We start from the raw sequence: 23496 nt of genomic DNA, 5'->3' as shown, positions 1-23496 counted from the left end.
CTCTCTCTCCACCTGCTCGGACGTCTGTCTGCTCAGACGCTGATCTTCTGCTTGACCTGGGCCAGCGAGGGGTTGGTCAGGGTCGAACCGTCCGCGAAGAGCACGGTCGGAACGGTCTGGTTACCCCCGTTGGCCTTCTCGACGAAGGTCGCGGAGTGCGGGTCCTGCTCGATGTTGATCTCGGTGTACGCAATGCCCTCGCGGTCCATCTGGCTCTTCAGCCGACGGCAGTAGCCGCACCACGTCGTGCTGTACATCGTCACAGTCCCCTGCATCGTCCCTGCGCTCCTCTGTTCGTCCCGCCAGATCTCGCCGGATCTCGCTCGATGCGTGTTCGCACCGCATAAGTGAACGTACGTGACCTGGCCACCATTCCCGCATTAGTACGACTGCTCTTGCCCCCCTGTGGACAACGGCCGCACCCATCTCCGCCGACCTGGCAGCATGGCGGTGTGACAGCAGCAACGCACTCCTCTCTTTTCCCACAGGTCCCCGAGTCGGCGGACGCGGTGCTCGACGGGCTCGACCCCGAGCAGCGCGAGGTCGCGACCGCCCTGCACGGTCCGGTGTGCGTGCTGGCAGGAGCCGGCACGGGCAAGACGCGAGCGATCACCCACCGCATCGCGTATGGCGTCCGCGCGGGGATACTCCAGCCCGCCAGTGTGCTGGCCGTCACCTTCACCAACCGCGCCGCGGGCGAGATGCGTGGGCGGCTGCGGCAGCTCGGCGCGGGCGGCGTCCAGGCGCGTACGTTCCACTCCGCCGCGCTGCGCCAGCTCCAGTACTTCTGGCCGAAAGTCGTCGGTGGCGAGCTGCCCCGCCTCCTCGAGCGCAAGATCCAGCTGGTCGCCGAGGCCGCCGCCCGTTGCCGTATCCGGCTCGACCGCAATGAGCTGCGCGACGTCACGAGCGAGATCGAGTGGGCCAAGGTCACCCAGACCGTGCCCGCCGACTACCCGGCCGCGGTCGCCAAGTCGCACCGCGACGCCCCGCGCGATCCGGCCGAGATCAGCCAGGTCTACGGGATGTACGAGCAGCTCAAGCGCGACCGCTCGGTGATCGACTTCGAGGATGTGCTGCTGCTCACGGTCGGCATCCTCCAGGACCGGCATGACATCGCCGACCAGATCCGCCGCCAGTACCACCACTTCGTGGTGGACGAGTACCAGGACGTCAGCCCGCTCCAGCAGCGGCTCCTCGACCTGTGGCTCGGCGACCGCGACAGCCTCTGCGTCGTCGGCGACGCCAGCCAGACGATCTACTCCTTCACCGGCGCCACCCCCGACCATCTGCTGAACTTCCGCACCCGCCACCCCGGCGCGACCATGGTCAAGCTGGTCCGCGACTACCGCTCCACGCCCCAGGTCGTCCATCTGGCCAACGGTCTGCTCAGCCAGGCGCGCGGCCGGGCCGCCGAGCACCGCCTCGAACTGATCTCGCAGCGCGAGGCCGGCCCCGAGCCCGCCTACACGGAGTACGCGGACGAGCCGGCCGAGGCCGAGGGCACCGCCCGCCGTATCCGCGATCTCATCGCCTCGGGCGTCCCGGCCGGCGAGATCGCCGTGCTCTACCGGATCAACGCCCAGTCGGAGGTCTACGAGCAGGCGTTGGCCGACGCCGGAGTGCCCTACCAGCTGCGCGGCGCCGAGCGCTTTTTCGACCGGCCCGAGGTACGGGAAGCGGGAGTGGCCCTGCGCGGTGCCGCCCGCGCCGGTGGCAACGACTCGCTGCTCGACGACGCCGAGGGCCTGCCCGCTCAGGTCCGGGCAGTGCTCTCCACCAAGGGCTGGACCACCGAGCCACCTGCCGGATCGGGAGCGGTGCGCGACCGCTGGGAGTCCCTGGCCGCGCTGGTCCGCCTCGCCGAGGACTATGTACGGGTCAAGCCCGAGGCGACCCTCGCCGATCTGGTGGCCGAGCTGGACGAGCGCGCCGCTGCCCAGCACGCCCCCACCGTCCAGGGCGTCACTCTTGCCTCGCTCCACTCGGCGAAGGGCCTGGAGTGGGACGCCGTGTTCCTGGTCGGTCTCACCGAGGGCATGATGCCCATCACCTACGCCAAGACGGACGAGCAGGTCGAGGAGGAGCGCCGGCTGCTCTACGTCGGCGTCACCCGCGCCCGTCTCCATCTCTCCCTGTCCTGGGCGCTGTCCCGCTCGCCCGGGGGCCGCGCCTCCCGCCGCCCCACCCGGTTCCTGAACGGGATGCGTCCCGGCTCGGCGGCCCCCGGCGCCCGCGGCGCGGGCGGGGCCGGTGGCATCGAGCGCGGCAGCGGCAGTCGGCGCAAGCGGCGCGGGCCCGTCCTGTGTCGCGTCTGCGGCAAGACGCTCACCGACGCGGGCGAGATGAAACTGATGCGTTGTGAGGACTGCCCCTCCGACATGGACGAGGCGCTGTACGAGCGCTTGCGCGAGTGGCGCTCGGAGCAGGCGAAGGAGCTGGGCCAGCCCGCGTACTGCGTGTTCACCGACAAGACGCTGATGGCGATCGCCGAGGCCGTGCCGGACAGTGAGGGCGAGCTGGCCGGGATCTCCGGGGTCGGCGGTCGCAAGCTCGAGCGCTTCGGAGCCGATGTGCTGACCATCTGCGCAGGTCAGGAGGTTGGAGGAGACGACGAGGAGGACTGATACAAACTCGTCGAAAAAATAGTTTGCGCCCGCCCCAGCAATCCCCATAGGTTCTTAACCACGGGAACAGCGAGCTTCTCTGAAGCCCTGTCCTCGTGCTGTACTTATCCGAATACGCGCGATCGGCCCCGGCCGGTCCTCTAGACGCCGAGAGGAGGCGATTCCAGTGATCAGCATCAAGACCAGCTTCGTCAGCACCGCCAAAATGACCGATCGCTCGGTCGCCTCCGCCTGCTCGCTCGGCTTCTCCGCGGCGTTCAACGGCACCGGTGTGTCCGGCATTTCTGCCGCGCTTCCTGTGGCCGGCCTGGGCGGTCTCCCCGTCCTGGAGCGCAATGAGCGACCGACCAAGGCACTGGAAGCAGGAGTAGCAGCGGCAAAGGCTCGGGCCTATGCCTCTGCGGCGGCCAGTGCCGAAACCCAGAAGCAGGCGAAGCAGCACCGCACGACGCAGCACCACACGATGTGGGCCTTCCGTGGGCTCGAACCCTGGAGTGATCCAGCCTGATCCAGAATCAGGCCGGCGCCTTCAGGGCCGCGGAACCCCACCCGGGATCCGCGGCCCTTCTGTTTTCCCTAAAGCGGGACGACAGGGCGAAGGGGCCTCGGGACACGCAACACCCGGTACCAGCCGCCACCCGGCCAACAGGCCGGAACGACCAGACGAGGAACGACACCACCGTGCAACTCGAAGCGCACGCCCCGTCCGTACCGCCTTCCGAGACGATCCCCCCGCCCGCCCTCACGGAGGACTCCACCTTGACTCCGCTCACTGCGCTCTCCGCGCTCGATGACGCCATCGAGGCCCTCGGCGTACCCGTCCCCTGCCGTTCCTACGACCCGGAGGTCTTCTTCGCCGAGTCGCCGGCTGATGTCGAGTACGCCAAGTCCCTCTGCCGTACCTGCCCGCTGATGGAGGCCTGCCTCGCGGGTGCCAAGGAGCGGCGTGAGCCGTGGGGCGTCTGGGGCGGCGAGCTCTTCGTCCAGGGCGTGGTCGTCGCCCGCAAGCGGCCGCGTGGTCGCCCGCGCAAGAACCCGGTTGCGGCATGAACGCCATCGGAACCATCGACCGCCCCGTCACGCACGATCCCCAGAAGCTGGCCCCAATGACCTCTTCCACGAGCGAGCCGTCAGGCTCCGCCACCCCAGCCGTCACCACCATCGGCGCGAACGCCTCGCGTCAGAACAGGACCCGTGAGATGCAACTCATCCCAGAAGCCATGGCGCGTGCGCATATGCACGAGCGCCTTCGGGAAGCCGACGCGGAACGCCTGGCCGTTCGCCTGGTCGCCGCGCGGCGGATGCAGCGCCGCGCCGAGCGTGTGTCGATGCGCGCCCGCCGCGCACTGGCCATGGCCGTCATGCACTGACCGCACAAGAGCACTGCACGACAGACACTGACCCGCGGGGGCCGGTCCGAACGGACCGGCCCCCGCGGTGCGTTGTCCCGGCGGCCGGTCCCTTATGGGGTTATCGTCACGAGGTGGACCAGCAGCAGACTTCTCACCCTGCACAGCCGGATTCCGAGAGCTTCGTGTGTTCCCACTGCGGCGCGATCGCCGAGGGACCACCGCCCACCTCGACCTGTTCTGTGGAGAACGGCAGCCGTCACTACTTTTGCGACGATTGCGCACGCGCCAACATCAGGGCGATCGAGGGCAGGCTCGACTCAGCCTGGTGGTGACTACCGGGTGCTGCAGTGTGGCGCGGCGGCGGTCGCTCAGGCCTGAGCCCCGACCGCCGTGCTGTCCTCCTCGTCCTCCGGCAGGAACCCGGGCAGCCACGATTCGAGTTCGTCCCGCAGCCGCACGGTCGCGTTCAGCTGGCACAGCACCCCGATCGTGCTAAGCGTCACCCGGTGTATCAGCAGATACGACGGCGGCAGATTGAGTTGCTTGCCCAGCTGATGCGCGGGGGAGCGGATGTCGGCGATCCGGGCTGCCTGGTTGCGCATCCAGCTCCTGGTGAAGGTGAACTCCTCGGCCTCCGCCGGCTCGATGATCGGCAGCAGGTACTCCAGCACCGCGTCCGGGTCGAGCTCTATGGACTCCTTGACGAAGCCCGCCTCGCACAGCAGCTCGTAGACCGCCTCGGCTTCGCTCTCGAGTGTCATCCGCAGACAGTCGCCGATGGTCTGCGGCAACCCGCCGGGCAGCCGGTCCACGGTGCCGAAGTCCAGCACGCCGAGCCGCCAGCCCTCGCCCTCCTCCTCCGGGAGCAGCCGGAAGTTCCCCGGGTGCGGATCCGCGTGCAGCAGTCCCGTACGGGCCGGGCCCGAGAAGAGGAAGCGGGCCAGCAACTGCCCCGCGCGGTTCCGCTGCTCGGTCGTGCCGTCGGTGATCACCTGGGCCAGCGGTATCCCGTCGATCCACTCGGTCACCAGCACCTGGTCGCACTGGTGGACCACATCGGGCACCAGCACATCGGGATCGTTCGCGAACTCCGCCGCATGCTCCCGCTGCGCCTGCGCCTCCAGCTCGTAGTCCAGCTCCTCCGACACCCGGTCGCGGAGCTCGGCGATCAGCGGCTTGATGTCCATCCCCGGAATCAGCGGCCCCAGCAGCCGGGCGAACCGGCTGAGCTGCGTCAGGTCGGAGAGCAGCGCATCCCCCGCCCCCGGATACTGCACCTTCACCGCGACCTCGCGCCCGTCGTGCCACACTGCCCGGTGTACCTGGCCGATGGACGCGGCGGCCGACGGCTTGTCCTCGAACTTCAGGAACAGCTCCCGCCACTCCTCGCCCAGCCGCTGGTCCAGGACCGAGTGGACCGTACGCGTCGGCATCGGGGGCGCCGCGTCCTGAAGCTTGGTCAGGGCCGCGCGATAGGGGCCCGCGATCTCCTCGGGGAGAGCCGACTCGAAGACGGACATGGCCTGCCCGAACTTCATCGCGCCGCCCTTGAGCTCGCCGAGCACCTTGAACAGCTGCTCCGCTGTGCGCTGTTGCAGCTCCCGGGCCACGATCTCCGCGGACTTGCCGCCGATCCGCTTACCCAGCCCCCAAGTGGCACGGCCCGCGATGCCCAGTGGCAGCGCGGCCAACTTGGCGGTCCGGGTGACCGCCTTCCGGGGAAGATCAGACATGCGCCCCTCCAAATCCCAGACTGCCGTGCCGCGTGTGCCTTACAGCATTGCTTCGTTGACGGCGGTTACCCGGCCATTGTCTCGTGCGGCGGCCCGATCCCCGAGGTGTGCTCCCTCTCACTCTTCCCGTCCGCACTGCAGACACAGTCGAGGTGCGGGGTGACCGTCTCCGATCGCCAGTCAAGCAGAGGCAGTGAAGTCTCCCAGCGCGCCCCGGTACTCGCGGGCAGCTCCCCGTCGAGAAACGACAGCGCGTGTGCCGCCGTCATCCCTGCCACAGCCGTGGCCAGAGCGACATCGCAGGCCGGCACAGCTCTTCGGCGGCCCGAGCGCCACTGTGCCAGCAGCCTGGGCCGCGCCGGGTCGCGCTCCGCCCTGCCCAACTCCAGACACCCGGCACAGGCCGTACCGCCGGGCAGCACCAGCGGACCCACCACACCGGTCCCCTCGACAACTCCCGCATACAGATGGGGTGTCCCGGTGGCGATCCAGTCCTCGGCGGCGGCCGGATCGGGGGCATAGGCGGCCAGGCCGTCCCGTGGCGCGACGATGACCAGGGAGAGACCGGGCTCAGCGCACTCTGCCGTCCCTGCCGACTCCGCCGCGCGCGGCGGACGGTCGGGCGCGGACCGCCGCACCAGCTGCCGGGCCGCCGCGTCCCGCCGCTCACCGACCGCTTTCGTCGGCAGCCCGCCGGGCGTCACGTCCCACGGCTCAGTACATCCGCCGTCCAGCACCTCCACCCGGCCCACAGCGGCCGCCGAGAGCACCGCGGCGACCGTCGCACCGACCCGTCCCGCGCCCCGGACCTGGACACGTATGGCCCGCCGGGCTGCCAGGCGCCGTATCCCGCCGCCCGGTTCCGGATGGACCACGGAGAGCGACGCCAGGTCGGGGCGCAGCCGGTCAAGGGCGCCGACCCGTTTCCGTAGCGCATCGGCCGCCGGGCCGCCTGCCGTCGGATCGTCGAGCAGCCCCGCCGCCGTCAACCGGTTCACCAGAGCGTCCAATTGTCCTTCCGGCAGACCTATCGACCGCGCCTCCTGGCGCAGCCACGGCAACCCCCGCGTCCCGTCGAGCAGCTCGATCAGGGCACCTGTCGCGGTGTCCACCGGACCGACCATCACCGCATGCGCGGGTGTCGCCCCGAATTGCACGGTCTGTCGCTCTCGCCATGCCCGCCGCAAGGCAGGCTTCACCGTCGGATGCATTGCGCTTCCCCCGTTGATCCGTCGTCCGGCCTCTCCTCTGAACTGCTGTCAGAATGCCCGGCGGTGTCGACGAGTGTGAAAAGTTATCCACAGGTGCGGGCATTAGTCGTTCAAATGGTGCACGCCATGGAGTGGATCAAGCTCGAACCGTCCCGGAGGCGGGACTTCCTCCTCTGGCAGCGGGTAACGTCGGGGCGTGTCCGTCGACCCTTCCCCTCGCCTCGCTGGGGAGACCCCACCGCACAGCGCCGGAAGCCAACAGCGCAGCGCGACAAGCCACCCGCCGCCCCGCGGATCGGGGACGAGTGCGGTCGAGGTCCGCAGGAGCGCCCGGCGCAGCAGAACGGTCTCGGCCTACCGGGAGGGTGACCGGACCATCGTCCTCATCCCCGCCAGGATGTCGGAGGCGGAGGAGCAGCGCTGGGTCAGCGTGATGCTCGACAAGCTCGCAGCGCAGGAGAGCAAGCGGATCCTCGGCGACGCCGAACTGGCCGAGCGTGCCGAGCGATTGTCCGCCCAGTACTTCGACGGACGCGCAAGACCGACATCCGTGCGATGGGTGACGAATCAGAACACCCGCTGGGGCTCCTGCACTCCGGCGGAGGGCAGTATCCGCCTGTCACACCGCCTGCAGGGGATGCCGGAGTATGTCGTCGACTACGTGCTAGTCCATGAGCTGGCCCATCTGCTCGTGCCCGGCCACGGCCCGCGGTTCTGGCGGCTGCTGGAGGCGTACCCCCGCACCGAGCGGGCCAAGGGTTATCTCGAAGGCGTCGTCGCAGCCGACCGGCTGCCGCACCTGCCCGTCGCACGCGGAGAGTGACCGGCGGGAGCGACCGCCGACGGTCCTGTACCGAATGTGTACCGGCTTGGCTCAATGTCGGTCCCAGCAGTTAGCCTGGCGCGACGCAGTCACATTTCGGGATGGGGGACGGTCGTTACGCATGGCCAGGGAATTCCAACGCGGCCACAAGGCCAAGATCAGTGATCTCACGCCGGGAACGGATCTGTACGTAGGTGTGCAGATCGCCGCTCCTGGGCTGACCTTCGACATCAGCTGCTTCGGACTCGACGCCAACGAGCAGCTCTCGGACGACCGGTACTTCATTTTCTTCAACCAGCCGAAGTCTCCCGAGGAGTCCATCCAACTGCTCGGCGCGCAGTCCGGTGACACCGAGTCATTTCGCGTCACTCTGGACCGTATCCCGGCGAACATCCACCGACTCTCCTTCACCGCGACCATCGACGGTGCCGGGCAGATGTCTCAGGTCGGCCCCGGGTACATCCGTATCGTCGCGGGCGGCGAGGAGGTCGTCCGGTACGCCTTCAACGGTTCGGAGTTCTCCACCGAGCGCGCCGTGATGCTGGGTGACTTCTACCTGAAGGACGTGTGGCGCTTCGCCGCCGTCGGCCAGGGCTTTGACGGTGGTCTCGACGCGCTGCTGAAGAACTTCGGCGGCGAGGTCGCCGAGGAGCCACCGGCCGCGCAGCCACCGCAGGGTGCCGCGCCCTCGTTCGCGCCGCCCGCGCAGGCCACAGCGCCCGCCCCGGCGTTCGGCGCACCGCAGGCGCCTCAGATACCGCAGGCCCCTCAAGGACCGCAGCCAGCCCCCTCCTTCGGTGCTCCCGCAGTCCAGGCGCCCGCCCCTCAGCAGAACCCGCAGATGCATGCGGCGCCGACCATCGCGGCTCCGCTGACCCCGCACGGCGGCACCGTACCCCCGCCGCCGGCTGCCCCGTCCCCGTACGGACAGACGCCTCAGCAGCCGCAGTACGGCCAGATCCCGGGGCAGATGCCCGGACAGATCCCGGGGCAGGCCCCGCAGCCGGGCGCGCCGTCGCCGTACGGACAGCAGGCCCCGTCCCCGTACGGACAGCAGCCTCCCGGCATGCCCCCCCAGGGCGTCCCGCAGGGCGTTCCCCAGGGAGTCCCGCAAGCCGGCGCCGGCCTGCAGGCCGCGCTCCAGCCCTACCGCGAGACCCCCACCGGCCAGCGCTGGACCCCGCAGAACCAGCAGCTCATGCGGGTCGATCTGACCATGGGCGGCACGCCCGTCCTCGCCCGCCAGGGCAGCATGGTGATGTACCAGGGCAAGGTCGATTTCAGCTACAAGGGTGCTGGTTTCGCCGGCCGGATCGTCGGCAATGCGACCGGCCAGGAGATGCAGCTGATGCGCTGCAGCGGCCGCGGCCAGATCTTCCTCGCCGAGAACGGTTCTCATCTGCACTCCATCGAGCTGCAGGGCGACGGCATCTGCGTCTCCGCGGAGAACGTCCTCGCCTTCGACGAGTCGCTGCAGCACGAGGTCCGCAGGATCGAGGGCCACGGCATCCCCGGAGGCGCCCTGTTCACCATGATGTTCCAGGGCACCGGCACGGTCATCGTGAAGACCCACGGCATCCCCGTGGTCCTGCCGGTCACGCCGACGACGTTCGCCGACTGCAATGCGGTCGTCGCTTGGTCGGCCGCGTCCCAGGTGATCCTCTCCAGCCAGGTCAGGCTGCGCCGCAACGCGTACCCGGGACACAGCGGAGAGACCATCAACCTCCAGTTCCGGGGCGCCCCCGGCAACTTCATCGTCGTCCAGCCGTACGAGGTCTGAGGGAGCCCGAAGAATGAACCAGCAACTCGCGGGCTTCGCCCCGACCCCGATCGCGGCCCGGATGGAGAACCACGGCCGCTCCATGCTCAAGGTCGCCATGGCCACCGGCCAGGACCTGTACGCACGCACCGGCTCGATGGTCGCCTACGAAGGCTTCGTCCAGTACGAGCCGAACCCGCCCGCCGTCCGCCAGATCGCCTCCCAGTGGGTGACCGGCGAGGGTGCGCCCATCATGAAGTGCTCCGGAGACGGACTGCTCTACCTCGCCGACTACGGCGCGGACGTCGTCGTCATCAACCTCAACAACGACTCACTCTCGGTCAACGGCACCAATCTGCTGGCCTTCGACGCGCACCTGCAGTGGGGCGTCCAGCGGGTCAAGGGCCTGGCCAAGTTCGCCGGCCAGGGCCTGTGGAACGTCGAGGTCGCGGGCACCGGTTGGGTGGCCCTCACCTCGCGCGGTACGCCGATCGTCGTCGACTGCGGCCGTGGCGAGGACGAGACATATGTCGACCCGGACGCCCTCGTCGCCTGGTCCCCGAACCTCAAGGTGAAGGGCAAGCGCAGCTTCAAGGCCTCCTCGCTGATCGGGCGGGGCAGCGGAGAGGCCTACCAGATGGGCTTCTCGGGCCAGGGCATCGTCGTCGTACAGCCGAGTGAGGACAGTACCGACCGCCTGCGGATCCAGCACTGAGGGGGAGGAGTACACATCATGCAGAGTCCGCTCTTCAGCTACACCGAACAGCAGTCCCAGGATCGGTACATCGTGCAGAACCCGCAGTTGCTGCGGGTCTCGCTCACCGGCCATGACGACGTCCTCGCCCGCAAGGGCGCCATGGTCGCGTACCAGGGGCTGATGGACTTCGACGGCGAGTACCAGTCGAACAACCAGCGGCGAGCCCGTGCCAACACCGGTGAGGGTCTGGACCTGATGCGCTGCTCCGGGCAGGGCACGGTCTACCTTGCCAACCTCGCACAGTACATCCATGTCGTGGACGTCGACCAGGACGGCATGACGGTCGACAGCGCCTATGTCCTGGCGCTCGACTCCACGCTGCACACCGAGGTCATCGCGGTGGACAGTCAGTACGGCATCTCCGGCTCCGGGAAGTACCAGCTCAATATCTCCGGCCGGGGCAAGGTCGCGCTGATGACCTCGGGCCAGCCGCTGATGATGCAGGTCACGCCGGACAAGTACGTCAATGTGGACGCCGACGCGATCGTCGCCTGGTCGTCCGCGCTGCGGGTGCAGATGCAGGCGCAGACACACTCCTCCGGCGTACGGCGGAGGCGCGGCAACACCGGCGAGGGCTGGGAGCTCAGCTTCCTCGGCCAGGGCTTCGCGCTGGTGCAGCCCAGTGAGGTCATGCCGCCGCAGAGTGCGGAGATCGGACAGGGCCTGCGCGCCCAGTACGGCATGGGCCAGCACGGGGCCCACGCTCAGAATCAGAACAACGCCTGGAACTGACACGCCACCAGGCACACAGGTAAGGGGCAGCCTCAAAAGAGGCCGCCCCTTACTCATGCCCCCTTACTCAAGCCTCGTACTCATGCCTCGTACTCGTGAACTGCTTGCGACAGGGCCGCGCGGGTACGCTCAAGCAGCCGTATGACCGACTCGTCGGCCACACCCGCCACCTCGTCGTACGTGAACCAGCGCAGATCCAGCGACTCCTCGCTGATCTCCTCGACCGCCCCGGCCGGAGCCAGCGCCGCGTACTGCACATCGAGATGCCAGTGGCAGGGCGCCGGAATCGCATGCCGGTCCAGCCGCACAGGACCACCGGGCAGCAGGGTCAGCCCCTGGATCCCGGACTCCTCCGTGGCTTCGCGCAGCGCGGCCAGAGCCAGTGTCGCGTCATCCGGTTCGCAGTGGCCGCCCATCTGCAGCCACATGCCGAGCTTCTTGTGCAGCGTCAGCAGCACCCGGCCGCGCTCCGCGTCGATCACCAGCGCGCTCGCCGTGACATGCCCGGCCTCGCAGGCCTTCCATATTCCGTCCGGGTGCGCCGCCAGATGGTCCAGATAGACCTGCCGCAGCTCCTCCTGGTCCTCGTAGCTCTTCAGTACGAGTACGGCGTCGTCGTGCAGGCTCACTGGTCCTTGTCGCCCTCGTCGTCCTTGGTGCTCTTCTCGACGTCGTCCTTGTCGAGATTCGGCTTGCTGCCGCCGCCCGCGGCCTCACCGAGCATCTTGTCCAGCTCCGAGAAGTCGAGCTGCTCACGGTGGACGAAGCCGTCCGGATCGTCCAGGTCAGTGGCCGTCGGCAGCATGTCAGGGTGCTCCCACAGTCCGTCGCGCCCGTCCACGCCCCGTGCGTCGGTGAGCGAGGCCCACAGCCGCGAGGCGTCCCGGAGTCGGCGCGGACGCAGCTGAAGACCGATCAGCGTCGCGAATGTCTGCTCGGCGGGACCGCCGGAGGCCCGGCGCCTGCGCAGCGTCTCGCGCAGGGCGTCCGCCGACGTCAGACGGGTCGAGGCCGCCTCGTGCACCACCGCGTCGACCCAGCCCTCGACCAGCGCGAGCGCGGTCTCCAGACGGGCCAGCGCCGCCTTCTGCTCCGCGGTGTCCTCCGGCTGGAACATGCCCTGCTGGAGAGCGTCCTGCAACTGCTCGGGATGCGTCGGGTCGAACTGGCCGACCACGTCCTCCAGCTTGCTCGTGTCGACCTTGATCCCGCGGGCGTACCCCTCCACCGCGCCGAAAAGATGCGAGCGCAGCCACGGCACATGGGCGAAGAGCCGCTGGTGGGCGGCCTCACGCAGGGCCAGATACAGCCGCACCTCTTCCTTCGGCACGCCGAGGTCCTTGCCGAACACCTCGATGTTCAACGGCAGCAGCGCGGCCTTGCCGGCCGGACCGAGCGGCAGGCCGATGTCGGTCGAGCCGACCACCTCGCCCGCGAGCACACCGACGGCCTGCCCGATCTGCTGGCCGAACATCGCGCCGCCCATGGAGCGCATCATTCCGATCAGCGGGCCCGCCATGGCCTGCATCTCCTCGGGCAGCACATCACCCATGGCCAGGCCGACACGCTCGGCGACCGGGTCGACGAGCTGCTGCCACGCCGGGAGCGTCGCCTCGACCCACTCGGCACGGCTCCACGCCACGGCGGTGTTCGCACCGGAGGGCAGCGAGGTCGCTCCGTCCAGCCACAGGTCGGCGAGCCGCACGGCCTCCTCGACCGCGGTGCGCTCGGCCGGGCCCACGCTCTCGTCCTTGGTGCCGTCCGGTGTGCCCTGCGAGACCGTCTGACGCGCGATCTGCTTGGCCATGTCCCAGTTCACGGGACCGCCCTCGTAGCTCAGCATCTGGCCGAGCTGCTGGAAGGCCGCGCCCAGGTCGTTCGGGTTCAGCGAACCGAACATCGCGGCGAACGGATTGTCACCGCCGCCCTCACCGGTACCGAACCCGAAAGGATTGGGCGGGAACTGACCGCCGGAGTCCTGGCCACCTCCGGCGGGATCCTTCTCCTTGCCCTCGTCGCCGTTCTCCGGCTCCTCCGGCGGAAGGCCGAATCCGAATGGGGTGTCACTCACGGGTTTCCTCGGCTCGTAGGGCCGCCGGCATCCTGCCGACGGCGACTGCCCGACAACACCACCCAGCGTAGACATCCGGGCCGCATATGGGCTCGGTGCTCCGCCGACTCTTGGCCTGCGGCAGGATGGACGCCACCTGGTACGGACGTGTCATTCGCGTACGTACTGAAAACAACCGCTGGAGACGCCTGGTGAGTTCCCCAGATCCGCAGGTTCGCGCAGCGCGAAACCAATCAACCCCGGCCTCGGGCCGCGGGTCCAACGGCCGTGGCCCCGTCGTCGCGGTCACCGGCGCCGCCTCGGGCGTCGGTGATCTGCTTGTCCGGCGACTGGCCGCGTCCGAGGAGATCAAGCAGGTCGTTGCCATCGACGAGCGCCGGGGCGAGGTCTCCGACGCGCAGTGGCACATCCTCGACGTACGTGACCCGGCCATCGCGGAGAAGCTGCGCGGCGCCGACGTGGTGGTGCACCTGGCCCTCGATCTCGACCTGGAGACCGACTCGGCCGCCCGTACGGCGTACAACGTGCGCGGTACACAGACCGTCCTGACCGCCGCCGCGGCGGCCGGCGTCCACCGGGTCGTCCTGTGCACCTCGGCGATGGTCTACGGGGCGCTGCCCGACAACGACATCCCGCTCTCCGAGGACGCGGAGTTGCGCGCCACCGCCGAGGCCACGGGCGTCGGCGACCTGCTGGAGATCGAGCGCCTGGGCCGCCGGGCACCCCGCGCCCACCCCGGGCTCAACGTCACGGTGGTAAGACCCGCCGTCCTGGTGGGCGGTACTGACACCGCGCTCACCCGCTACTTCGAGTCGCCGCGCCTGCTCGTGGTCGCCGGATCGCGTCCCACCTGGCAGTTCTGCCATGTCGAGGACCTGGTGAGTGCGCTCGAGTACGCGGCACTGGAGAAGGTCGACGGGGAGCTCGCGGTCGGCTGCGACGGCTGGCTGGAGCAGGAAGAGGTCGAGGAGCTCAGCGGCATCCGACGGATGGAGCTGCCCTCGGCGGTTGCCCTGGGTGCCGCGGCCCGGCTCCACCGGATCGGCCTGACCCCGTCCCCGGCGGGGGACCTGGCGTACACCATGCACCCCTGGGTGGTCAGTGTGAGTCGGCTCCACGACGCGGGCTGGCGACCTGAGTGGACCAACGAGGAGGTCCTGGCCGCGCTGCTGGAGGAGGTGGAGGGCCGCCACACCGTCGCGGGCCGCCGCCTGGGCCGCAAGGACGCCACGGCGGCGGGTGCGGCGGGTGCGACGGTCGCGCTGCTCGGTACGGCGGCCCTGGTGCGGCGTGCCCGTAAGGCGCGGCGCCGTATCTAACCACCTGCGAACCGCCCGCGGGCCGTCTGTAGGAGGCTCCAAGGCGGCGCGCCCCCAACCGGTCGAAAGAGCTATTCCGCGTTGTCAGTGTGGTGCGGCACGATGGAAGGCATGGCAAGCACGTACGACCACCCCGGCGAGCAAGCGGCGGAAGACCCCATCCGGCTGCTGGCGATCCGCGACACCCCGCTCTCCGTCGACGAGGTCTTCGCGGCCGTCGGCGACGACGCGACGGGCGGCACCGCGCTGTTCGTCGGCACCGTGCGCAACCACGACAGTGGCGCCGATGTCGACACCCTTGGGTACTCCTGCCATCCCACGGCCGAGGCCGAGATGCGCCGGATCGCGGAGAAGGTCGCGGTGGAATTCCCCGTTCGGGCGCTCGCCGCCGTCCACCGTGTGGGTGACTTGGAGGTCGGAGATCTGGCGGTCGTGGTCGCCGTGTCATGCCCTCATCGCGGGGAGGCCTTCGAGGCCTGCAGGAAGCTGATCGACGACCTCAAGCACGAGGTGCCGATCTGGAAGCACCAGAAGTTCTCCGACGGTACGGAGGAGTGGGTCGGGGCCTGCTGAAACCCTGACGGAGCTCAAGCACCCCGATTTGCGTAACCGCCCCCCTGCCACGAGCGTTGGACTGGCAGATGGCTAATCTGCTGATCACTCAGTTGGGTTTGCTCATGGGGTAGGGAGGTCGTGATGGCAGCACTCGCTTGGTTGCTGATTCCGCTTTTCGCTGCCGTCGGTGCTGCGATATGGGGAAGCTGGGCTTCACGGAACCGGACGACCGGGGATGTGGCCGAGCTTGCCGGATATGCGCGGTTTCGCGACGCGATGGAGAAAACGGACTCCGGTTCTGATGCCGCATGACCCGGGTATGACCCGGCCGCCGACCGTACGCAGTTGCCAAGTCGCCACGTACGGACCGGCCCCGACGGTGGTCTGACAGACCCGTCCCGTACTGTCGTTCCATGCCACGCCGCACCGCGACGATGCTCGCCTCCACCCTCATTTTCATTGCGCTGCTCTGCGCAGGGGTGTTCATCCCAGTGCCGTACTCGGAGATGTCGCCCGGGCCGACGGTGAACACCCTGGGCGCGGCCGGTGGAGAGCCGGTGCTGCAGATCTCCGGCCGCAAGACATACCCGACCACCGGTCACCTCAACATGACCACGGTCAGGGTCACCGGTGCGGACTACAAGATGAACATCGTCGAGGCGGTCTACGGCTGGCTGGCCCACGACAACGTGATGGTGCCGCACGACACGCTCTACCCGGACGGGAAGACGGAAGAGCAGTCCACGCAGGAGAACGCCGAGGAATTCACCCAGTCGCAGGAGAGCGCGAAGGTTGCCGCGCTGGAGCAGCTGAAGATCCCGGTGAAGTCGCGGGTCGTGGTCTCCACGGTGCTCAAGAACACGCCTTCGGAGAACCGGCTGCACGCGGGTGACGTCATCCGGGCCGTGGACGGCACGCCGGTGAAGGAGCCGGCCGACGTCGCCAAGCTGGTCGTGAAGCACAAGCCCGGCGAGGACGTCGTCTTCACGATCGTGCCGGCGAAGGATGCGGCGGCGGCGGAGAAGGCCGGGAAGGAGCCCCGGACCACCGAGAAGGTCACGATCACCACGGTGAAGTCGGCCAAGGGCGATCGGGCGATCGTCGGCATCCAGGCCGGGACCGACCACACGTTCCCGTTCACCGTCAACATCAACCTGGCGGATGTGGGCGGCCCGAGTGCGGGCCTGATGTTCGCCCTCGGCATCGTCGACAAGCTCACGCCGCAGGATCTGACGGGCGGGAAGTTCGTCGCGGGCACGGGGACGATCGACGACAAGGGCAAGGTCGGGCCGATCGGCGGCATCGAGATGAAACTGGTCGGCGCGCGGAACGCCGGGGCGGAGTACTTCTTGACGCCCGGTGACAACTGCGCGGCGGCGGCGTCGGACATCCCGGACGGACTGACGCTGGTGAAGGTGAACACGATCGCCGATGCGACGACGTCGCTGCAGAAGATCAAGTCGGGGGACACGGCGGGGCTGCCGGGCTGCGCGGCGAACTGAGGCCGGGGGCGCTTCGTCTGGACGCCCCTTCCCGAACCTGCCCGGCCCCTTCCCGAAGGTGGGGGGAAGCCCCCCCCAGAGCCCCTGAGCGCGCGTGCTGCTCCCGGCCCTGACCCGCGGCCGCCCCGCCCCTACAGCAGACCGCCGTACCCGATCCCTCACGATCCGGTACGGCGGTGCCATCAACAGTCGTCGTTACGCCTCGAACGTCGCCGCAAGCGCCTCCGTCAGGCCCGGCACCAGGTCCGAGCCAGTCAGGACCTCCGTCGGGGAGTCCTTTTCGCGCAGGCGTACCGCCGACTCGCGGGCGCCGTCGCGCAGGACCGCCACTGTCATGCGGACCTCCTGTCGGTTCGGGTGGGCGGCGACCCACTTGGTGAGGGCCGCTTCGTCGAGGCCGTCCGGGACCGAGGACTCCGCGGACGGTGGGAGCATCAGGCGCTCCACCGTCAGCGCGCAGCCGGCCACGGCCTCCGGCCAGGCGATCGTGGCGAGGAACTCGTCCAGCGCCTTCCCGGCGGGGATTTCGTCCTGCTCGATCGGGGTGAGCGGCGCAGCCGCCTCGTCGCTGTCGAGGCCGAGCTGGGCCGCGAGGCCCGGCTCCTGGGAGCGCAGGTGGGCGGTGTCGACGAGTGCGAAGAGCCTGGCCGGCTGGTCCCAGCCGAGCCTTGATGCGTACTCGTCGATTTCGAGCACGGCGCGGGTGAGCGGGCTCGCGGCCATCGGGGGGCCTGAAGGGGAAACGTTGGACATGGCCAATATCCTGCCTCCTTCCGGGCCCGAGACGGGAACTAGGTAAAGCCTTAGTAAGTTGCATCAATGGGCTCTACGATCGCGGGGCCCGATTTCACACGACCGCGAACTTCGAGGTGCGCACGTTGGCTTTCCAGATGCCGGACCGCGGCGGAGGCCCGACCGGGCCACGGATCAGAGTGGGCCGGCCGTCCCGGCGTGTCCGCACCCTGCTCATGACACTGGGCGTGCTGGCCGTGCTGGCCATGGCTTTCGTCATGTTCGCCGGGTTCTGGACCGACTGGCTCTGGTACCGCTCGGTCAACTACTCCTCCGTCTTCACCACCACCCTGTGGACCAAGATCGGGCTGTTCGCGGTCTTCGGGCTGTTGATGGCCACAGCCGTCGGCGTGAACATCTGGCTCGCGCACCGGCTGCGGCCGCCGCTGAGCGCCATGTCGCTGGAGCAGCAGAGTCTTGACCGCTACCGGATGGGCATCGCCCCGTACAAGAAGTGGGTGCTCCTCGCGATCACCGCTCTCGTCGGGCTGATTGCCGGAGCTTCCGCCACCGGTCAGTGGCGCACCTGGCTGATGTGGGTCAATGGCGTCTCCTTCGGCCAGAAGGACCCGCAGTTCCAGATGGACGTGTCGTTCTACGCGTTCGATCTGCCCTGGTACCGGTTCATGCTCGGCTTCGGCTTCGCGGCCGCCGTGCTCTCGCTGATCGCCGCCGCGCTGACCCACTATTTGTACGGCGGACTGCGCATCACCAGCCCAGGCGCGCGGGCGACGGGCGCGGCCACCGGTCATCTCTCGGTGCTGCTCGGTGTCTTCGTCTCGCTCAAGGCCGTCGCGTACTGGCTCGACCGGTACGGCCTTGCGGTGAAGTCCAGCGACTTCAAGGCCACCGGCAACTGGACGGGCCTGCGCTACGTCGACGCCAACGCCTACCTCCCGGCGAAGACGATCCTCTTCTGCATCGCGGTCATCTGCGCCCTGCTCTTCTTCGCGACGCTCTGGCGCCGGACCTGGCAGCTGCCGGTGATCGGCTTCGGGCTGATGGTCCTGTCGGCGATCCTCATCGGCGGCCTCTACCCGGCGATCGTGCAGAAGTTCCAGGTCCAGCCGAACGAGCAGGCCAAGGAAAGCCCGTACATCAAGAAGAACATCGAGGCCACGCGGCACGCGTACGGAATCGACAACGCCAACCCGGAGGACTACTCCGGCAAGGGCGACCCCAAGCGGAAGGCCCAGCAGCGCGCCGATGCCCCCACGGCGGCCAGCTACCGCCTGGTCGACTCGAACGTCGTCTCGCCCGCCTTCCAGCAGCTCCAGCAGGAGCGCAAGTACTACCAGTTCCCCGCGACTCTGGACGTCGACCGCTACCCCGGAACCGACGGCAAGCCGCAGGACACGGTCATCGGTCTGCGTGAGCTCAACATCAAGGGCATCCAGAAGCGCAACTGGATCAACGACCACTTCACGTACACCCACGGCTACGGCGCGATCGCGGCCAAGGGCACGAACACCATCACGGACCCGGACAAGGGCACCGTCGGCTCGCCCGACTTCACCGAGTCCGGGCTGCCGACCAGCGGCCAGCTCGGCAAGTACGAGCAGCGGATCTACTACGGCGAGAAGACCGAGCAGTACTCCATCGTCGGTGGTCCGCAGAAGGAGCTCGACTACGAGAAGAACGGCGAGGAGACCACCAGTTACAAGGGCAAGGGCGGGGTCGACCTCTCCAGCCCGCTGAACCGCGCCGCGTACGCCGTCGCCTTCAGCGAGCCGCAGATCCTCTACTCGGGAGCAGTCGGCGAGGGCTCGCGGATTCTCTACAACCGCACGCCCAAGGAGCGCGTCGAGGCGGTCGCGCCCTGGCTGACCATTGACGGCGACGCCTACCCTGCGGTCGTCGACCACCGCATCCAGTGGATCGTCGACGCGTACACCACGACCAACGGCTATCCCTACGCCTCCCGTACGACGCTGGGGGACACCACCGCCGACTCGCTGACCACCAATCAGCGTGCGGTCGTCGCGCAGCAGAACCAGGTCAACTACATCCGCAACTCGGTGAAGGCCACCGTCGACGCGTACGACGGCACGGTCAACCTGTACCAGTGGGACACCAAGGACCCGGTGCTGAAGACCTGGATGAAGGCGTTCCCCGGCACGGTGAAGGCGAAGGACAAGATCTCGCCCGACCTCAAGGCCCATCTGCGGTACCCGCAGGACATGTTCAAGGTGCAGCGCGAGCTGCTCACCCGGTACCACGTCACCGAGCCCGAGCAGTTCTACAGCGGCAGTGACGCCTGGCAGGTGCCGGACGACCCGACGAACAAGGACACCAGCGCCGTTCCGCCGTACTACCTGAGCCTCAAGATGCCCGGGGACAAGGCGCAGAAGTTCTCTCTGACGACGACGTTCACGCCGGCCGGACGCCCCAACCTGGGTGCGTTCATGGCGGTCGACGCCGATGCCAACAGCGACAGGTACGGCACGATACGGCTGTTGAGAGTCACCGAGACGGTGCAGGGTCCACAACAGGTGCAGAGTGAGCTCAACGGTGTGCCGGAGGTCGCGACCTTCGTCAGGGACCTCAGGGGCACCGACTCCGACATCGAGTACGGCAATCTGCTGACGGTGCCGCTGGACGGCGGCTTCCTCTATATCGAGCCGGTGTACGCACGAGGCGGCAGCGCGAACTATCCGCTGCTGAAGAAGGTCGCCGTCGCCTACGGCGGAGGCAAACCGGTCTTCAAGGACAGCCTCACGGAGGCGCTCAACGCGGTCTTCGAGCAGAACGTCGCCGAGCCACCGACGACGACACCGCCACCGGGCGACACCACCAAGCCGCCCCCGGCGACCGGTGACGCCGGGCTGAAGGCCGCCATCGCGGACGCCCAGAAGGCGTACGACGATGCCCAGGCGGCACTCGACAAGAAGCCGACGGACTGGGAGGCGTACGGCAAGGCACAGGCTGCCCTGCAGGACGCGCTGGAGCGAGCCGCGGCGGCTCAGAGCAAGCCCAGTCCGGCGACCACCCCCAAGGGCGGCTGAGCAGGGGCCATCCCGCGTCGTGGTACGGTTGCAACACAACGACGCGGGGTGGAGCAGCTCGGTAGCTCGCTGGGCTCATAACCCAGAGGTCGCAGGTTCAAATCCTGTCCCCGCTACTGAAGAAGAACAGGGCCCGAATCCTTTGAGGATTCGGGCCCTGTTCGTGCGTATGTGCTGCCGGTGAGAAGTGTGTGCCGCGCGGGGCGAGTTGGGCCTGAGCGTGTTTGACTTGTCCATCTGTGGGCATGTCGACAAAACGCTGAAGTGACCTCACTGGCTGCGGTATACCAGGTGTACGCGGGTTGCGGGTGGTGCGACGATGGAATTTATGGGGGACAGGGCAACTCTGTTGAAGACAGGGCGGTTTGTGCAGCGGCATGCCGGAGACGTGGCGGACGCGATCGGCGCGGGTGACGCTGTTGACAACGTTGACACTGCCGGTGGCGGCGAAGGCGTCGACTCCGTTTCCGTGGAGACCGCGGGAAGCGAGGCGCGCCACCGGCGTGCCGCCGACGGCGGCGACACCGCGTCGATGAGCGTGCTCGGCGCGCTGCTGCTGCGCCGCGGCGACCTCGACGGCGCCGAGCCCTACCTGCGTGGCGCGACCGCCGACGGCGACCGCGCCGCCGCCAACAATCTCGGTGTCCTCCTCCACCAGCGTGGGTACGCCGACGAGGCGGCCGGGTGGTGGCGTATCGCGGCCGTCGCAGGTTCCGCGGCGGCGGCGCACGCGCTGGGGCGTCACTTCCGTGAGCGCGGCGACGAGCCCGCCGCGGAGTACTGGCTGCGCCAGTCCGCCGAACAGGGCCACGCGCTGGGCGCGTACGCCCTTGCCGATCTTCTGGAGCACCGCAGCGACGCGGGCGCCGAGCACTGGCTGCGCGCGGCGGCCGAGCAGGGGCACCGCGAGGCGGCGTACCGGCTGGCCCGCGTGCTGGAGCGGCTGGCGGCGGAGGAGGCTCGCGAGGGCGGGGACGTGGGCCTGCGGATGGGGCGTGCGGGGCGTGCGGGAGGGATCGGCTCGGTCGATCAGGGCGTCGTGAAGCCTGTCGGCGCGGGCGCGGGCGCGGGTCGTGCAGGGCGTACGGGGGAGGTCGGCGCCGTCGGGCCAGACGACGTGAAGGACGACGGCCTGGCTGCGGGCGGCGGCGATGACGTCGAGCTGTCCCTGCTCGACGAGGCCGTGCAGTGGTACCGGCAGGCCGCCGCTCGCGGGCACCGGCGGGCCGCGCTGCACCTCGGCGCGATCCTCGAGAAGCGTGGCGAGTTCAAGGAGGCCGGTCGCTGGTACCTCACGTCCGCCAAGGACGGAGAGGCCCGCGCCGCCTGCGCGCTCGGGTTCCTGCTCCGGGACGCGGGCGACGAGGAGAGCGCCGCCGTCTGGTGGCTGCGTGCCGCGCAGGACGGTGACGGCAACGCCGCCAACGCCCTCGGTGCGCTGCACGCCGCCCGTGGGGAGCAGCAGACCGCCGAGCGCTGGTACCGCGCCGCCATGGACGCGGGTGACGTCAACGGTGCGTACAACCTCGGGCTGCTCTGCGCCGCCCAGGACCGTACGCCGCAGGCCGAGCAGTGGTACCGCCGTGCCGCCTACGCAGGGCACCGTGAGGCCGCCAACGCGCTCGCCGTACTGCTTCTGCAGGCCGGCGACGCGACCGGTGCCGAGCCCTGGTTCTCCAAGGCCGCCGAGGCCGGCAGCGTCGACGCGGCGTTCAATCTGGGCATCCTCTACGCCGGCCGTGACGACGACCGTACGGCTCTGATCTGGTACGAAAGGGCAGCCGCAGCCGGTCACACCGAGGCCGCGCTGCAGGTAGGCATCGCGCTGCTCAGGGATGGTGACGAGCAGGCCGCCGAGCGCCATCTGCGCTGCGCGGCGGGCGGCGGCAGCGCCGAGGCAGCCTTCCGTCTCGCCACCGTGCTCGATTCCCGCCAGCCGCCGCCCGGGCCGCCCGCGCTCGGCGAGGCGACGGCGGAGAAGAGCGAGTGCGAGGAGTGGTACGAGCGGGCCGCCGAGCAGGGGCACCGCCGTGCCCAGGTGCGGGTCGGCATGCTGGCCGCCGCCCGGGGCGACATGGTGGACGCCGCCCGCTGGTACCGGGAGGCGGCGGAGGCAGGCAGCCGTAACGGTGCCTTCAACCTCGGGCTGCTTCTCGCCCGTGAGGGCAATGAGCGCGAGGCGGCCCTGTGGTGGTGCCGCGCGGCCCGTGCGGGGCACGGCAGGGCCGCGCTGCGCCTGGCGCTGCTCGCCGCCCGCAGGGGTGAGCTGACCGAGGGCCAGCGGTGGTGCGCACGGGCCGTCGAGCTGGGTCCCGCCGAGGTGGCGGAGAGGGCCGCGCGGCTGCGCGAGGCGCTGCACCAGGAGCTCACGGCGTAGCGCTGCGGGCTCATGGCGTACTGACGACTATCGATTTGCGCTGGTCGGCGGGGTGACGTAATGTTGTGTTCACCGACGCGGGGTGGAGCAGCTCGGTAGCTCGCTGGGCTCATAACCCAGAGGTCGCAGGTTCAAATCCTGTCCCCGCTACTGACAGACAAAGGCCCGGATCCATCAGGATCCGGGCCTTTGTCGTAGCCGCATGCCGGTCAGGCGGGCCAGGCCGGTCAGAGCGGGCCAGACGGTGAAGGCCCTTCTCCACGGCGGCGGAACGATTGCCCGCGGACCACGACGAAGGGCCCGGCACCTCTCGGGTGCCGGGCCCTTCGTGAAGGTATGCGTGTCAGGCGGCCGCGCAGTTCGGGCACGTGCCCCGGTACGTCACCTCGACGCCCGAGACAGTGAAGCCGAAGCGCTCCGCGTCCGGGAGGTCGGCCAGCGGGTTGCCCACGGGGTGTACGTCGCGGATCGCGCCGCACTGGGCGCAGACCAGGTGCTGGTGCGGCCGGTGCGCGTTCGGGTCGTACCGCTTGGCGCGGCGGTCGGTCGACACCTCGATGACTTCGCCGAGGCTCACCAGCTCACCCAGCGTGTTGTAGACGGTCGCCCGGGAGATCTCGGGCAGCCTCGTCACGGCACGCGCGTGCACCTCGTCGGCCGTCAGGTGGACGTGGTCGCCGTCGAGGACCTCTGCCACGACGCGCCGCTGTGCCGTCATGCGCCAGCCGCGTCCGCGAAGTCGTTCCAACAGGTCACTCATAAGGACAAGCCTAACAGTGAAGGGAACCAGGTTCCGAACAGGTGTGAGTTTGGATGTTTCCTTGACTTAGACAAAGTCCATTGTAGGATCGGGACCGGCATACGCCAAGGACAGGACTGTC

The 23496-nt window shown here is 69.1% G+C and carries 22 protein-coding genes and 2 tRNA genes; 17 read left to right on the top strand and 7 right to left on the bottom strand.

Going from position 1 to position 23496, the window contains the following annotated elements:
- Positions 1-32: 32 nt before the first annotated feature.
- A complete protein-coding gene (locus AB0D12_RS24340) occupies positions 33-275 on the bottom strand; it encodes a mycoredoxin (RefSeq protein ID WP_362686565.1) in 243 nt (80 codons plus the stop codon).
- Positions 276-395: 120 nt separating this feature from the next.
- Between AB0D12_RS24340 and AB0D12_RS24335 the strand changes: the two genes are divergently transcribed.
- From AB0D12_RS24335 to AB0D12_RS24315, 5 genes are all read left to right on the top strand, one after another.
- Positions 396-2627: an ATP-dependent DNA helicase UvrD2 gene (locus AB0D12_RS24335; RefSeq protein ID WP_362686562.1), complete on the top strand. Its 2232-nt coding sequence runs from the start codon at positions 396-398 to the stop codon at positions 2625-2627.
- Positions 2628-2793: 166 nt separating this feature from the next.
- On the top strand, positions 2794-3135 hold the full coding sequence (locus AB0D12_RS24330) for a hypothetical protein (RefSeq protein ID WP_362686559.1): 342 nt from the start codon (positions 2794-2796) through the stop codon (positions 3133-3135).
- 173 nt (positions 3136-3308) lie between these two features.
- Positions 3309-3677, top strand: coding sequence for a WhiB family transcriptional regulator (locus AB0D12_RS24325; RefSeq protein WP_327325941.1), 369 nt, complete (start codon positions 3309-3311; stop codon positions 3675-3677).
- Complete coding sequence (locus tag AB0D12_RS24320) at positions 3674-3997, top strand: hypothetical protein (protein WP_362686554.1); 324 nt, start codon at positions 3674-3676, stop codon at positions 3995-3997. Before AB0D12_RS24325 ends, AB0D12_RS24320 begins: the two co-directional genes overlap by 4 nt.
- 113 nt (positions 3998-4110) lie before the next feature.
- Positions 4111-4311, top strand: coding sequence for a hypothetical protein (locus AB0D12_RS24315; RefSeq protein ID WP_362686551.1), 201 nt, complete (start codon positions 4111-4113; stop codon positions 4309-4311).
- 36 nt (positions 4312-4347) lie between these two features.
- Here the strand turns inward: AB0D12_RS24315 and AB0D12_RS24310 are convergent, their stop codons facing one another.
- Together AB0D12_RS24310 and AB0D12_RS24305 are read right to left on the bottom strand one after the other, a co-directional pair.
- Positions 4348-5712: an AarF/ABC1/UbiB kinase family protein gene (locus AB0D12_RS24310; protein ID WP_362686548.1), complete on the bottom strand. Its 1365-nt coding sequence runs from the start codon at positions 5710-5712 to the stop codon at positions 4348-4350.
- 65 nt (positions 5713-5777) lie between these two features.
- Entirely contained in the window at positions 5778-6923 is a 1146-nt protein-coding gene (locus AB0D12_RS24305) for a ThiF family adenylyltransferase (protein WP_362686545.1), read from the bottom strand.
- A gap of 196 nt (positions 6924-7119) precedes the next feature.
- On the opposite strand from AB0D12_RS24305, the gene AB0D12_RS24300 reads away from it, so the two are divergent.
- The 4 genes from AB0D12_RS24300 to AB0D12_RS24285 all read left to right on the top strand — a co-directional run bounded on the left by AB0D12_RS24300 (position 7120) and on the right by AB0D12_RS24285 (position 10994).
- Positions 7120-7746 (top strand): M48 family metallopeptidase, encoded by a 627-nt coding sequence (locus tag AB0D12_RS24300; RefSeq protein WP_362686542.1) that lies wholly within the window; start codon positions 7120-7122, stop codon positions 7744-7746.
- A gap of 121 nt (positions 7747-7867) precedes the next feature.
- A complete protein-coding gene (locus tag AB0D12_RS24295; RefSeq protein WP_362686539.1) occupies positions 7868-9526 on the top strand; it encodes a TerD family protein in 1659 nt (552 codons plus the stop codon).
- Positions 9527-9539: 13 nt separating this feature from the next.
- Complete coding sequence (locus AB0D12_RS24290; RefSeq protein WP_362686536.1) at positions 9540-10220, top strand: AIM24 family protein; 681 nt, start codon at positions 9540-9542, stop codon at positions 10218-10220.
- Positions 10221-10238: 18 nt separating this feature from the next.
- Positions 10239-10994 carry an AIM24 family protein gene (locus tag AB0D12_RS24285; RefSeq protein WP_362686533.1) on the top strand — a complete coding sequence of 252 codons (756 nt, stop codon included), beginning with the start codon at positions 10239-10241 and terminating at the stop codon, positions 10992-10994.
- Positions 10995-11074: 80 nt separating this feature from the next.
- Here the strand turns inward: AB0D12_RS24285 and AB0D12_RS24280 are convergent, their stop codons facing one another.
- Together AB0D12_RS24280 and AB0D12_RS24275 are read right to left on the bottom strand one after the other, a co-directional pair.
- Entirely contained in the window at positions 11075-11623 is a 549-nt protein-coding gene (locus AB0D12_RS24280) for an NUDIX hydrolase (RefSeq protein WP_362686530.1), read from the bottom strand.
- Positions 11620-13065, bottom strand: a complete 1446-nt coding sequence (locus AB0D12_RS24275) for a zinc-dependent metalloprotease (protein WP_362686527.1) — start codon at positions 13063-13065, stop codon at positions 11620-11622. Before AB0D12_RS24275 ends, AB0D12_RS24280 begins: the two co-directional genes overlap by 4 nt.
- A gap of 191 nt (positions 13066-13256) precedes the next feature.
- Here AB0D12_RS24275 and AB0D12_RS24270 point away from each other — a divergent pair, with 191 nt between their 5' ends.
- The 4 genes from AB0D12_RS24270 to AB0D12_RS24255 all read left to right on the top strand — a co-directional run bounded on the left by AB0D12_RS24270 (position 13257) and on the right by AB0D12_RS24255 (position 16441).
- Positions 13257-14384 (top strand): SDR family oxidoreductase, encoded by a 1128-nt coding sequence (locus AB0D12_RS24270; protein WP_362686524.1) that lies wholly within the window; start codon positions 13257-13259, stop codon positions 14382-14384.
- 111 nt (positions 14385-14495) lie between these two features.
- Entirely contained in the window at positions 14496-14957 is a 462-nt protein-coding gene (locus AB0D12_RS24265; RefSeq protein WP_362686521.1) for a molybdenum cofactor biosynthesis protein MoaE, read from the top strand.
- A gap of 123 nt (positions 14958-15080) precedes the next feature.
- Complete coding sequence (locus AB0D12_RS24260; protein ID WP_327325954.1) at positions 15081-15251, top strand: hypothetical protein; 171 nt, start codon at positions 15081-15083, stop codon at positions 15249-15251.
- 101 nt (positions 15252-15352) lie between these two features.
- Positions 15353-16441 (top strand): PDZ domain-containing protein, encoded by a 1089-nt coding sequence (locus AB0D12_RS24255; RefSeq protein WP_362686517.1) that lies wholly within the window; start codon positions 15353-15355, stop codon positions 16439-16441.
- A gap of 195 nt (positions 16442-16636) precedes the next feature.
- Here AB0D12_RS24255 and AB0D12_RS24250 read toward each other — a convergent pair whose 3' ends face one another.
- Positions 16637-17194, bottom strand: coding sequence for a PPA1309 family protein (locus AB0D12_RS24250; RefSeq protein ID WP_362686514.1), 558 nt, complete (start codon positions 17192-17194; stop codon positions 16637-16639).
- A gap of 137 nt (positions 17195-17331) precedes the next feature.
- On the opposite strand from AB0D12_RS24250, the gene AB0D12_RS24245 reads away from it, so the two are divergent.
- The 4 genes from AB0D12_RS24245 (at position 17332) to AB0D12_RS24230 (ending at position 22765) form a co-directional block, all read left to right on the top strand.
- Positions 17332-20238, top strand: coding sequence for a UPF0182 family protein (locus AB0D12_RS24245; RefSeq protein ID WP_362686847.1), 2907 nt, complete (start codon positions 17332-17334; stop codon positions 20236-20238).
- Positions 20239-20280: 42 nt separating this feature from the next.
- A tRNA-Met gene (locus tag AB0D12_RS24240) sits at positions 20281-20354 on the top strand.
- A gap of 203 nt (positions 20355-20557) precedes the next feature.
- Positions 20558-22615 (top strand): sel1 repeat family protein, encoded by a 2058-nt coding sequence (locus AB0D12_RS24235; protein WP_362686511.1) that lies wholly within the window; start codon positions 20558-20560, stop codon positions 22613-22615.
- 76 nt (positions 22616-22691) lie between these two features.
- Positions 22692-22765, top strand: a tRNA-Met gene (locus tag AB0D12_RS24230).
- A gap of 193 nt (positions 22766-22958) precedes the next feature.
- Here AB0D12_RS24230 and AB0D12_RS24225 read toward each other — a convergent pair.
- Positions 22959-23375, bottom strand: a complete 417-nt coding sequence (locus tag AB0D12_RS24225) for a Fur family transcriptional regulator (protein ID WP_362686508.1) — start codon at positions 23373-23375, stop codon at positions 22959-22961.
- Positions 23376-23496 lie beyond the last annotated feature (121 nt).

Origin of the sequence: Streptomyces sp. NPDC048479 (genome assembly GCF_040651435.1) — a bacterium.
In the GTDB taxonomy this organism is placed as follows: Bacteria; Actinomycetota; Actinomycetes; order Streptomycetales; family Streptomycetaceae; genus Streptomyces.
This window is presented reverse-complemented; position numbering and strand designations above follow the sequence as displayed.

What these genes read in the sequence shown, in the direction of transcription:
- AB0D12_RS24340 (WP_362686565.1), bottom strand. Translation starts at nt 275, where the DNA reads ATGCAGGGGACTGTGACGATGTACAGCACGACGTGGTGCGGCTACTGC.
- AB0D12_RS24320 (WP_362686554.1), top strand. Translation starts at nt 3,674, where the DNA reads ATGAACGCCATCGGAACCATCGACCGCCCCGTCACGCACGATCCCCAG.
- AB0D12_RS24310 (WP_362686548.1), bottom strand. Translation starts at nt 5,712, where the DNA reads ATGTCTGATCTTCCCCGGAAGGCGGTCACCCGGACCGCCAAGTTGGCC.
- AB0D12_RS24305 (WP_362686545.1), bottom strand. Translation starts at nt 6,923, where the DNA reads ATGCATCCGACGGTGAAGCCTGCCTTGCGGCGGGCATGGCGAGAGCGA.
- AB0D12_RS24295 (WP_362686539.1), top strand. Translation starts at nt 7,868, where the DNA reads ATGGCCAGGGAATTCCAACGCGGCCACAAGGCCAAGATCAGTGATCTC.
- AB0D12_RS24290 (WP_362686536.1), top strand. Translation starts at nt 9,540, where the DNA reads ATGAACCAGCAACTCGCGGGCTTCGCCCCGACCCCGATCGCGGCCCGG.
- AB0D12_RS24285 (WP_362686533.1), top strand. Translation starts at nt 10,239, where the DNA reads ATGCAGAGTCCGCTCTTCAGCTACACCGAACAGCAGTCCCAGGATCGG.
- AB0D12_RS24265 (WP_362686521.1), top strand. Translation starts at nt 14,496, where the DNA reads ATGGCAAGCACGTACGACCACCCCGGCGAGCAAGCGGCGGAAGACCCC.
- AB0D12_RS24260 (WP_327325954.1), top strand. Translation starts at nt 15,081, where the DNA reads ATGGCAGCACTCGCTTGGTTGCTGATTCCGCTTTTCGCTGCCGTCGGT.
- AB0D12_RS24255 (WP_362686517.1), top strand. Translation starts at nt 15,353, where the DNA reads ATGCCACGCCGCACCGCGACGATGCTCGCCTCCACCCTCATTTTCATT.
- AB0D12_RS24250 (WP_362686514.1), bottom strand. Translation starts at nt 17,194, where the DNA reads ATGTCCAACGTTTCCCCTTCAGGCCCCCCGATGGCCGCGAGCCCGCTC.
- AB0D12_RS24245 (WP_362686847.1), top strand. Translation starts at nt 17,332, where the DNA reads ATGCCGGACCGCGGCGGAGGCCCGACCGGGCCACGGATCAGAGTGGGC.
- AB0D12_RS24235 (WP_362686511.1), top strand. Translation starts at nt 20,558, where the DNA reads ATGGAATTTATGGGGGACAGGGCAACTCTGTTGAAGACAGGGCGGTTT.
- AB0D12_RS24225 (WP_362686508.1), bottom strand. Translation starts at nt 23,375, where the DNA reads ATGAGTGACCTGTTGGAACGACTTCGCGGACGCGGCTGGCGCATGACG.